An 11541-nucleotide genomic window follows, 5' to 3' on the forward strand; every position below is an offset into this window, starting at 1 on the left:
CGGGCTTGTGGACCGTCGCAGTGACCTTCAACATAGTCGCGCTACGGCAAGGGCCCATGCCCGGGGTCAACCCTCGCGGGCACCTGCAGATCCGCGGCCGCGGAGGCGTTGGCATACCTCGCGGGTGGATCGGAGTTGGGGTTGCGAAGCCCGGTAGGCGCCTGGGTTGCTGTGCGCGGCGGTCAGAGCGCGTCAGAGCGCGGGAGCACGCAACAGGCCGAGCGCTGTGCGGCCAAGCACGATCGGGTCGATCGGATGCGGTACCGCGGCCTCGGCCCGCGACCAGCTGGCCAGCCAGGAGTCATCCGGCCGTCCGGTGAGCACCAGAATCGGTGGGCACGGCGAGAGTTCGTCTTTGAGCTGTTTGGCGATTCCCATGCCCCCGGCTGGTGTCGCCTCACCGTCGAGGATGGCCAAGTCGATGCCGCCTTCGTCCATCCGCTGTATCACCATCGGAGCTGTCGCTATTTCGACATAGGTCAATTCCGGCAGATCAGGGTGCAGCCGTTTGCCCAGCGCACGCATCACCTGTTGGCGGGTTTGGACATTGTTGCTATAGACGAGGATCCGCAGGGCGTCGCTGGAATCGGGCACGGTGAAAATGGTACTGGTGCCAGTCCGCCGTCTTTCTCACGGCGGGCGTGGTGACGATCCTGATGCGGCATGCTCGGGTGATCGGTGCACCGTCGCGGTCACCGGCACGGCGGTGCCCGGACACCGAGGCCCTATGCCGACCGGGCGCGTTCCAGCAAGGACCCATTTCTCCCGACGCGGTCGGCCGGCGCGGTCAGATGGTGTACCCGGGCGGGCGGAACGTTCATGAGAATGCTTTCGTGTGTGACCCGGTGCTCGCTCATGTGCGACAGCATGAGCTGCGCGACACTGCGTATCCGATCGCGCCGGGTCCCGCGTGCCAGGGTGGTTCGGATTTGCCGCAGGTACAGGTATTCGTAATAGCTGAGTACGCCTCCCGGCTTGAGCAGCCGGGTGTAGGAGTGGAGGATCTCCGCCACGACCGCTGGGGGAAAGTTGCTGTGTGGCAGGCTTGAAACGATGAAATCGTATGGCGCCGGCGCGGCGAAATTCTGGAACGGCAGCTCGTAGATGTTCACGAAATCGCTGATCGCCTGCCAGCGTGGTTCGGCGGCAAAACGTTTCTGCAACACGCGGATAAAGCAACCATTGATTTCCACCATGTCCAATGTGTCACCTGGCCGCAGGTGCTCGACGATTTGCTCGGTGAACACGCCTGTGCCTGGTCCGCAATCCAAAACGCGAATGGGCGCCGGGCCCCGGCGCCGGAGGTGGCGGGTGATGGCCCGGGCCAGGTAGCGGGTACTCGGTGCGATTGATCCGGTCGTTTCGAACTTTTCCCAGAATTCGCGGAGAAACAGGGTGGTCTCACCAGGCCGTCGGCTCATTGCGCCTTTCCTTGTAATCCAGGCCGGTGCGGGCTCGATTGCAGGCGCCACCGCTTCCAGATGCGGTAATACAATCCGGCTCCCGCCGCCGCCACCAGCAAAATCACAGTCCCTGCCCACTCCGACCGGTGAATCAACCCGCTGATCCAGCCAGCGCCGAGATAGCTGAGTAAGAAGAAAATGCCGACGGCCAATGTCGCGCATACCACATCGCACACCAAAAACCGGCGGAAGTCCATCCTTAAGGCACCGATTGCCAGATACAGCGGAGTACGCATCCCCAGCAGGAAACGCACCAGGAGAAACACCTTCAGGCCCGCGCAATCGCCGACCAGCACCCCGGCCAGGCACGCCAAGATCGCCAACCCGGGCTGGAGCCGACCGAAGGTGAGCTCAACACGCCCGCCGCGACGGTGACCACTTCTTCAGGGACGGGAATGCCGGTGGCCGTAAGCAGCGGCAACAGCAAATACGAATGGTGCGACAGGATGAACGTTTCCATACGTCAACCCCGGGTCGGGCCAACGAACGACGCACGTTGCGGACCGCCGGTTGCGCCGGGTCGCTCGGCTCGGCGACAGGCTGCGGTCCACCAGCTCTCGTGAATTGGGCATCCAAAATTGTTGGCCATGGCCGCAAACCTGCCTCCGTTATGCGCATCGACAACCTTCGCCTGGGGCCGGTTGCGGACCGTCCGGGCGGCTAACGGACGTGATCTAGAGGCGCAGGCGGACCAATGTCTATGGAACCAAATGCCGTATCGCACGTAAATTAGAGCTTCTGTCAACCGTGTCAATACCGGGTGACACGGCGCCGCGAGACGGCGGATTCACCGTCCTGTCCGCTGCGGTGAACCCGCCGGCCTTGCTCCTGACGAGTGGCCGTCGGCCTGGTGCGCGCTGGTTGAGACCAACTGGGCCCGGTTCGGGGTGGCGTCTGGCGCGGTGGGGGGAGCGCCCGTGAAGTCGGGCGTGGGAGCGAAATGATGAATGCGGGGCTAAGGGGCGAATCGGCGGGTATTTGTCGTTACGCTGTGTGCAGATGGGGTAGGAACCCGGCAAGCGATTCCGGAGGACTGGTGCAGTGAGTTTTTGGGTGCTGCCGCCGGAGATCAACTCTTTACGAATGTTCATTGGCGCTGGTTCAGCGCCCATGTTGCAGGCAGCGACCGCGTGGGCGGGACTTGCCGACGAGTTGGGGGCCGCGGCCCAATCCTTCGCCTCGGTGACGTCGGCCTTGGCGGGTCAGGCTTGGCAGGGTCCGGCAGCGGCGGCGATGGCGGCTGCGGCAGCTCCATACGCGGCGTGGCTGAGTGCGGCCGCGGCGCAGTCCGCCGGGGCTGCGGGGCAAGCCAGTGCCATGGCCAGCATGTTCGAGGCAGCCCAGGCAGCGACGGTGCTTCCGGGGGCCGTGGCTGCCAATCGCGACGCATTCGTGCAGTTGGTGATGTCGAATTTGTTCGGCCAGAACGCGCCGGCGATAGCGTTCGCGGAGAGCATTTACGAGGAGATGTGGGCTGCGGATGTGTCTGCGATGTCGGGCTACTACTCCGGCGCCGCGGCGCTCGCCTCGCAGTTGGTTTCGTGGCAGAGCATCCTGAAGGGCCTCCCGGGTATGGGCAGCGCCGGCGCCGCGGGCACAAGCGCAGGCAGTGGAGCCGCGGGTACTACCAATGTCGGCGGCAACGGGGAGGCTGCGAACGTCGCCGGCGGCGGCAATGCCGGCGGCGCGAGCGGCGGCCCGGTCGGTGCGGAGACGAACAACGTCGTCAACGGCAACACCAGCGCCGGGCTATCGCAGGCCGACCCGATGTACAGCAACGTAGGTCAGGGGACTGCCGGCAGTGGCAATGTCGGCAGTGCAAGTCTCTTGAGTGGCGGCACTACCAGCGCAAGCGGCGGCGTTGCGACCCCCGGGATGATGGGCGTTCCGATCCCGATCCCGGCCACCGGCGGCAATCAGAGCGGGTCTGCCGGCATTGGCGTTGGTGCGGGAAGCGCTGGAAATGCCGCACCGACTCGGGTACCGGAAGCGGCGGCCCCTCCGGCGGCCGAAGTCGAAGCTGCGGCTCCTCAGCTGGGGGTATTGCCGAACGCGGATCCGGAGATTGCGGCGAAAGCGGCGCCGGTACCGGTAGCGCGGGTAACGCAATCGACGGGTTCGGGAATTCCGGAGTCGGCGCTACGGCCGTCGCGGACCGCCGATGTGTCGGACCGGTCAGCCAACACGCAGGACCAGGCTTCGGAGGCGGAGGAAAAGGCGGCTTCGCTACGGCCGGAAGCCGAAAAGGGGAAGCTGCGATCTCGGGTAAAGCAAGAGCCGGGAATTCAAATGCGCGGTGGCTGAACGGACTTCGTTCTGTTACGGCGCCTTCACGAAACAGACCTCACCCGCTGCGGTCGCTGTCGCGGCCAGAATGCCGAACTTGTTCCACCGCAAGCCGAACTGGACTCGGTCGATCTCGGTTTCGCCGGCTATGCGCACCGAGCCGTCGCTGAACTCGCTGACCGTAACCGGCAGGGTTACCGGGTCTGTGATGCCTTTGATGGTGAAGCTGGCCTGCAGTTCGGCGTGTTTGCCCTTGGTCGGGTGCACGGCGGTCACCACAACCCGGATTTCTGGGAAGCGTTCGACGTCGAAGAAGTCGGCCGAGAGTAAGTGCTTGTCGCGCAGGCGGATACCGGTGCGCAGCGAGGCGACGTCTACCTCGAGATAACCGGAGACCGTGCCCTGGTCAGTCAGGTTGCCGCGGCCGGTGAACTTGGTGAATTCGCCCTTGACCGCGAGCAGGCCCCACATGTTCTTGATTGTGAAGGTGACCGCCGAGTGATCCGGAACAAGATTCCATGCCCCGGCGGCATCGGGATCGCTGAGTAGCGTTTCGAGCGTCGTCATCGTGCTGCCTCACTGTCTATCGGGCGTGGAGCCCACCCGGTGGTTGTCGGATCCTTTGTGGTGTACCCGCAAGCGGAGGCGCCGGTCGCAAGTCTGTAGCCGGCGGCGATGCGCTGACGGGCTTCAGCCGAGCAAGGATGCAAGCTCGGCCGGGTCGAAGTACTCGTCGACCCGGTTTATCAAACCTTCGGTGTCCAGCTTGATCACGATGCAAACCCGCAGCGCGATCGACTGTCCGGTCTGGCCTGCCGCATGTAGCACGTGCTGTTGGACGAAGCCCCTACCCGACCCGTCCTCGAAAATCTGGCGGTCCAGAACCTCATAGCGACGCTCCGTGGTCGCCGAGACGAACCAATCGATCACCCGCAGTGCGCGGGCCTTGTCGTCATCGCGATGGGCACCCGCGCGCCACACTGCGATGTCGTCGCTCCACATGCGGGCAACCGCCGCCAGCTCGCTGTTCTCGATGGCAGTGAACAACCGGTCGGCCACGTCGGCAATGGCCTCGGTGGTGGAAGAGGGCATGAGCATGATTCCTATTCGTCGTCGTATCCGCGTGTGCGGCGGCCAATCGGTGTTGTACCAGTGTGAGCCGGTCGGCGATAGGGCATCTCAGCGCTGCCCGGTGCGCCGGCCCGGACCGTGGCAGCGCTGCGGCTGCCAGGTGCCCGTTGTTCGTCATGGTCGGGTTCGACGATACGCACGGGGTCGGTGGGTGGCCCGGTGTGAAATCGCCGGATCGTCGGGACCGCCTGATTCGCCACGTCGCGCTGCCAACCCGTAGGCAACCAAGGTCGCTGCCGCGACGGCGGAACCCGCGGCGTGGCAGTCGTAGCCGGGATGCGATCGAGGACCTCCTAGAGCAATTCGCCCGAACCGCTGACAGGCTGGGCGGGTCGGTGTAACGGTTGCTCTGGCCCGTAATCGCGGGCCCGTCGGTCGGGGCAGGTCGGCTGCGGAAGGGCTAGGGTGATGAATTTTTCGGTGTTGCCGCCGGAGATCAATTCGTTGCGGATTTTCGCCGGCACCGGTCCGCAACCGATGCTGGCTGCGGCTACGGCCTGGGACGGACTGGCCGGCGAGCTCGCCGGTGCGGCGTCGTCGTTTTCGTCGGTGACATCGGGGTTGGTCGACGGCTCTTGGCGGGGGCCGGCGTCAGCGGCGATGGCGGCTGCAGCGGCGCCTTACGCCCGATGGTTGAGTGCCGCGGCGGGTCACGCTTCAGGGGCGGCAGCTCAGGCTCGTGCGGTGGCCAGTGCGTTTGACGCGGCGCGCGCGGCCACAGTGCATCCATTGATGGTGGCGATCAACCGTAATCGGTTCGTGCAGCTGGTGGCGTCGAATGTGCTTGGCTTGAACGCGCCGGCGATTGCCTCAGCCGAGGCCCAATACGAGCAGATGTGGGCGCAGGACGTGGCCGCGATGCTCAGTTATCACGCTGACACGTCGGCGGCGGCGGCCGCATTGTCGCCGTGGGGTGCTGGGCTGCAAGGCATTTCCGCCGCATCGGGCCAGTCGACTACGCCAGAGATGCCGGCTTCCGGGAGAGGGCCGGTGGCGTCCGCCATCTCGGCCGGGTCGAGTGCGGCCGCCGGCACCAATATATCGCTACCCAACCTGGGTTTCGGCAATACCGGCAATGGAAACTTCGGCTCCGGCAATGCCGGCGATTTGAATCTGGGTAGCGGCAACAACGGCAACGTCAACCTGGGTAGCGGCAACAACGGCAACGTCAATTTCGGCAGCGGCAACACCGGCAACATCAACCTTGGCAGCGGCAATGCCGGCAGCCTCAACGCCGGCAGCGGCAACGCCGGCAACAACAACCTGGGCAGCGGCAACAACGGGAACGCGAACCTCGGCCACGGGAACGTCGGCAGCAATAACTTCGGCAGTGGAAATATTGGCGGCGGCAACCTGGGTTTCGGCAACGCCGGCAGCAATAACTTCGGCAGCGGAAACAATGGCAGCGGCAACCTCGGTAGCGGGAACAGTGGCAATCTCAATGTCGGCTTCGCTAACACCGGTAACTTCAACATCGGCTTTGCGAATACCGGAAACAACAATATCGGTATCGGCCTCACCGGCGACAATCAAATCGGATTCGGCGGCCTGAACTCCGGCACCGGAAACGTCGGCTTGTTCAATTCTGGTAGCGGTAACACCGGCATTTTCAACTCTGGAAGCAATAACCTGGGGTGGTTGAACTCGGGGGTGGGCAACTGGGGTGGCTGGAACTCCGGGGTGGGTAGCACCGGCTTCGGCAACTCGGGCGTGACCAGCACCGGCTTCTGGAATTCCGGGTCCTACGACACCGGCTTTGGTAACGCCGGGTCGGGCAATGCCGGCGCTTTCAACGCGGGCAACCATAACACCGGCTGGTTCAACGCGGGCTCCGGCGGCACGGGCGACTACAACTCGGGCGATGGCAACTTCGGGAGCTTCAACGCTGGCGACGTGAACACCGGGAGCTTCAACGCAGGCTCCGTCAATACCGGATTGTGGAATTCGGGCGATACCAATACCGGCGCCTTGAACTCCGGAACGCTGAACACCGGTTTCGGCAGTTCGATCATTCAGACGGTTGCCAACTCGGGGTTTGGCAACACCGGCACCGGCAACTCTGGTTTCAACAACTTCGGCGATAACAACTCGGGCTACGGCAACGCGGGTGTCTCAGGCGGCCCCGGCCAGAGCAATGCCGGTATCGGGAATCAAGGGACGCAGCACTCCGGAATTGGAAACACGGGTTCCAACAACGACTCGGGCTTCGGGAACACGGGTTTTTACAATGTCGGGTTCTTCAACACTGGAGACAATAATTCCGGCTTCGGAAACATCAACGACGTTGCCAACGGGTTCAATTCGGGTATTGGTAATTTCGGCAACAGCAACTCCGGGGGCTTCAATATCGGTACCGGTTGGGCCGGCTTCTTCGGTAGCGACTTCTGAAGTCGACTGGGCCAGCTCGGAGAGGAAAGAGCGATGAACTTTTCGGTTTTGCCCCCGGAGATCAACTCGGCGCAGATTTATGCCGGGCCCGGGTCAGCGCCGATGCTGCAGGCGGCGGCGTCGTGGCAGCGGCTGGCCGACGAATTAACCTCGGCGGCAGCGTCATTCGAGTCGGTGACCTCGGCGTTGGTCGGCGACTCCTGGCAGGGCTGGGCGGCGGCGGCCATGGCGAGTGCCGCCGCCCCATACGCGAGCTGGCTGAACGCCGCCGCCGCCGGGGCCCAGGGTGCGTCCGTCCAGGCCGGTGCAGCGGCGACGGTGTTCGAGGACGCGCTTGCGGCGATGGTGCATCCGGCGGTGGTGGCGACAAACCGGAATCAGCTCGTCATGCTCGCGATGTCGAACCTGTTGGGTCTGAATGCTCCGGCGATCGCAGCCACCGAAGCGCACTACGAGCAGATGTGGGCCCAGGATGTGGCAGCCCTGTCCGGCTACCACGCCGGGGTTTCGACGGTGGCCGCTCAGCTGGTGCCGTGGCAAGGAGTGCTGCAAACGCTTCAGGCGAATGCGAGCAGTTCGATCGCGGCCGTCAACGTGGCCGCCCAGGCTGAATCCCTCAATGCTTTGGATGCCAGTGTGTCGTTCAGCGGTCTGCAACTTGTGCAGTTGGGCACAGCGCACGCGAACTCGACTTTCGGTGGGCTGGCGGTGGCCCTCGGCCCGAATAGTTCTGCCAGTGCTGCCGGGTTGCTCGACGGGGCCTGGGCCCTGGGCAGCGCCACTGGCGCCAGCAGCAGTGGCATTCTCAACACGGCGTTGGCCGTGGGCGACACCAGCACCGCACAGGCCGGCGGCTTGCTTACCGTGGCTTCGGCCTTTGGTAGCGGCAACAGTGTGAGCACTGGTGGTTATGTGAATTTCGCGGGGCTTGTCGGTAATGGCAATCAGGTTGGTGTGGTTGATGGTTTTGGTAATCGGGCTTGGGTTTTCGGTGACGACAATGTGGCGCAGGTGGGTGGTTTGCTTACTGGGGCTTGGGCTTTCGGTAGTGGTAGCAGTGTGAGCACTGGTGGTTATGTGAATTTCGCGGGGCTTGTCGGTAATGGCAATCAGGTTGGTGTGGTTGATGGTTTTGGTAATCGGGCTTGGGTTTTCGGTGACGACAATGTGGCGCAGGTGGGTGGTTTGCTTACTGGGGCTTGGGCTTTCGGTAGTGGTAGCAGTGTGAGCACTGGTGGTTATGTGAATTTCGCGGGGCTTGTCGGTAATGGCAATCAGGTTGGTGTGGTTGATGGTTTTGGTAATCGGGCTTGGGTTTTCGGTGACGACAATGTGGCGCAGGTGGGTGGTTTGCTTACCGTGGCCTCGGCCTTTGGTAGTGGTAGCAGTGTGAGCACTGGTGGTTATGTGAATTTCGCGGGGCTTGTCGGTAATGGCAATCAGGTTGGTGTGGTTGACGGCTTTGGTAACCGGGCTTGGGTTTTCGGTAACGACAACGCAGCCGATGTCGTCGGCGTGGTCACAGGGGCTCTTACGCTCGGTAGCGGCAATAGCACCGGCGCCGGTGGCACTGTGAACTTCGCCGGGATTCTGGGTAACAACAACCAGGCCGGTGCGGTTGACGGTATAGGCAACGGCGCTTGGGTTTTCGGGGACAACAACGCAGCCCGCGCCGGCGGCGGGTACTTCAACGCGGCAACAGTGCTCGGCAACTACAACAGCCCGGTCGGAGTCGGCGCCAACGGCACGGGCTCCGTAGCCCGAACTAACATCGCCAATTTTGCCACCGTCGTCGGGAACCACAACAGCACAGTTACCGTGGGTGCCAATGGAAACGACGCAGTCGCGAACACCAACATCGGCACCTTCGCCACTGTGCTCGGTAGCAACAACGGCATGGTTACCGCCGGTGCCAACGGAAGTGGTGCAGTCGCGAACGCCAATGTCGGAACCATTGCTACCGTGTTGGGAAATAACAACAGCGGTGTTCAAGCCAGTGTCGCCGGCCAGACCAATATCGCCACTGTCGCTACCGTGCTCGGCGACAACAACGGCGGGGTGTTGGCCGGTGCTGATGGCAACCTCAACATCGCCACGATGGCCAACGCTATCGGCGCCGACAACAACGTGGTGGCAGCCGATGCCGTCGGCAACACCAACATCGCCACGTTCAGCAACGTAGTCGGCAACGCCAACAGCGGCGTCGCAGCCAGAACCGATGGCGACACCAACATCGCCACCTTCGCGACCGTCGTCGGCAACGGCAACAATGGGGCTGGCGCCGATGCCGTCGGCCGCCTCAACATCGCCACCCTCGGCACTGCAGTCGGCGGCGGGAACGAGGTCGCTGCGAGCGCCAACGGCGACACCAACATCGTTACCTTCGCCAGCGCCGTCGGCAACGGTAACCATGACGTCGTCGCCGACACCGCAGGCCGTCTCAATATCGCCACCTTGAGCACGGCCATGTTCAACGGCAATCATGAGGTGACCGCCAGCGCGAGCGGTGATACCAATATCGCCACCTTTGCCACCGTCGCGGGCAACGCCAACAGCGGCATCACCGCAGAAGCCGTCGGCCACACCAACATCGCTACCTTCGCCACCACGACCGGCCTGATAAGCCTCGGAAACGACGGCGTCAAGGCAAAGGCTGCTGGCGACCTCAACATCGCCACCTTTGCCACCGACATCAACATTATCGGCAACGGCAACCAAAACCTGGAAGCCAGCGCCGGCGGTACCGGTAATATAGCGACATTTGCAACGGCTTTCGGTAACGCGAACGACGGGGTCACCGCGAGCACCGACGGACAGGGCAACATCGCAACCTTTGCCACCGTCTTCGGCAACGCCAACACGGGAGTGGCGTCCAGCGCTACCGGCACCGGCAATATCGCGACTTTTGCCACCAACGCCAGCTTTGTCGGCAACGCCAACAACGCGATCCAAGCGAGCGCAGACGGCACCGGCAACATCGCCACGTTCGCCACCAACGCCAGCTTCGTCGGCAACGCCAACAACGGCGTGGAAGCCAATGCCAGCGGCGGAGGTAACATCGCCACCTTCGCCACCGTCGTCGGCAGCGCCAACCAACAGGTGGAAGCCGGCGCCACTGGGAACAACAACATCGCCACTCTCGCAGGGGTTTTCGGCAACGGCAACGATGGGGTGCAAGCCACGGCGAGTGGCGACGCCAATATCACCACGATGGCCAACTCCCTCACTATCTTTGGCAACGGCGACAATTCGGTCGCAGCCAACGCCAACGGCCGGGGCAATATCGCGACCGTCGGCACCGCCGCCACTCTCTTTGGTACCGCCAGCAACGGCGTCGAAGCCACCGCCAACGGCGGGGGCAATATCGCCACATTTGCCAGCGCCTTCGGCGACAGCAATGGGGTGACCGCTAAAGCCGAGGGAGACAACAACATCGTCACCTTCGCTACCGCTATCGGTAATGACAACACCGCAGTCGAGGCCAAGACCGACGGTACAGGCAATATCGCCACTTTCGGCACCGCGGTTGGCAACAGTAACGCGCTGACCGCCGAGGCCAATGGCGCGGCTAATATCGCGACTCTTGCGACCGTGGTCGGCGACCACAACAGCGGAGTTCTGGCCAGCTCCAACGGCACTGCCAATTACGCCACGCTCGCCACTGTCGTCGGCAACGCCAACACCGGCGCCGTCGCCACCTCCAATGGCGACATCAATATCGCCACGCTAGCCACGGTCGTCGGTGACAACAATGCGGTGGCAGCTGACGCTGTCGGCAGCACGAATATCGCTACCCTGGGCACCGCCGTGGGTGATGCCAACAGCGGAGTCGCAGCCAACGCCGACGGCAGACTGAATATCGCAACCGTTGCCACGGCGGTTTTTGATGGCAATCAGGTGATTACGGCTTCTGCCACCGGTGATACCAACGTTGCTACCGCAGCCACTGTTGTCGGCAGCACCAATAGTGGGATTACGGCAGCCGCCGACGGGGCGACCAACGTCGCGACCGCGGCCACGGTGGTGGGCGATAACAACACCGGTGCGATCCTGGCGAAGGCGGTCGGTGATACCAACATCGCGACCGCGGCCACGGTGGTGGGGGATCGCAATGCTGGGGTGTTGGCCAGTGCGCAGGGGGTGCGAAATATTGCGACGGCGGCCACGGTGGTGGGCAATGACAATGCGACCGATGCTGCCAGTGCGATCGCGGTGGGGGAGACCAATGTGGCGACGGCGGCCACGGTGGTCGGGGATGCCAATAGCGGGGTGG

General features: G+C 63.5%; 7 protein-coding genes and 1 pseudogene. 3 read left to right on the forward strand and 5 right to left on the reverse strand.

Features of this window, described 5'->3' with window-relative positions:
* Positions 1 to 192: 192 nt before the first annotated feature.
* From EET03_RS06300 to EET03_RS30085, 3 genes are all read right to left on the reverse strand, one after another.
* A complete protein-coding gene (locus EET03_RS06300) occupies positions 193 to 594 on the reverse strand; it encodes an Rv3143 family two-component system response regulator (RefSeq protein WP_075543374.1) in 402 nt (133 codons plus the stop codon).
* Positions 595 to 725: 131 nt separating this feature from the next.
* The gene (locus tag EET03_RS06305; RefSeq protein ID WP_063471409.1) at positions 726 to 1421 is read right to left on the reverse strand and encodes a class I SAM-dependent methyltransferase; all 696 of its coding nucleotides are present in this window, start codon (positions 1419 to 1421) and stop codon (positions 726 to 728) included.
* Complete coding sequence (locus tag EET03_RS30085) at positions 1418 to 1786, reverse strand: DedA family protein (RefSeq protein WP_075543373.1); 369 nt, start codon at positions 1784 to 1786, stop codon at positions 1418 to 1420. The genes EET03_RS06305 and EET03_RS30085 overlap by 4 nt, the downstream gene beginning before the upstream one ends.
* A gap of 718 nt (positions 1787 to 2504) precedes the next feature.
* Here EET03_RS30085 and EET03_RS06315 point away from each other — a divergent pair.
* Positions 2505 to 3767 carry a PPE family protein gene (locus EET03_RS06315; RefSeq protein WP_075543372.1) on the forward strand — a complete coding sequence of 421 codons (1263 nt, stop codon included), beginning with the start codon at positions 2505 to 2507 and terminating at the stop codon, positions 3765 to 3767.
* Between the two features lie 15 nt (positions 3768 to 3782).
* Here EET03_RS06315 and EET03_RS06320 read toward each other — a convergent pair whose 3' ends face one another.
* Both EET03_RS06320 and EET03_RS06325 read right to left on the reverse strand, forming a co-directional pair.
* Entirely contained in the window at positions 3783 to 4316 is a 534-nt protein-coding gene (locus EET03_RS06320) for a YceI family protein (RefSeq protein WP_075543371.1), read from the reverse strand.
* Positions 4317 to 4439: 123 nt separating this feature from the next.
* Positions 4440 to 4841: a nuclear transport factor 2 family protein gene (locus EET03_RS06325; RefSeq protein WP_075543404.1), complete on the reverse strand. Its 402-nt coding sequence runs from the start codon at positions 4839 to 4841 to the stop codon at positions 4440 to 4442.
* A 447-nt stretch (positions 4842 to 5288) separates the two neighbouring features.
* Between EET03_RS06325 and EET03_RS06330 the strand changes: the two genes are divergently transcribed.
* Both EET03_RS06330 and EET03_RS33255 read left to right on the forward strand, forming a co-directional pair.
* On the forward strand, positions 5289 to 7268 hold the full coding sequence (locus EET03_RS06330) for a PPE family protein (RefSeq protein ID WP_099194022.1): 1980 nt from the start codon (positions 5289 to 5291) through the stop codon (positions 7266 to 7268).
* 33 nt (positions 7269 to 7301) lie between these two features.
* Positions 7302 to 7832 (forward strand): annotated as a pseudogene (locus EET03_RS33255) (PPE family protein); the annotation flags it as partial.
* Positions 7833 to 11541 lie beyond the last annotated feature (3709 nt).

It is taken from the genome of Mycobacterium innocens, from assembly GCF_900566055.1.
In the GTDB taxonomy this organism is placed as follows: Bacteria; Actinomycetota; Actinomycetes; order Mycobacteriales; family Mycobacteriaceae; genus Mycobacterium; species Mycobacterium innocens.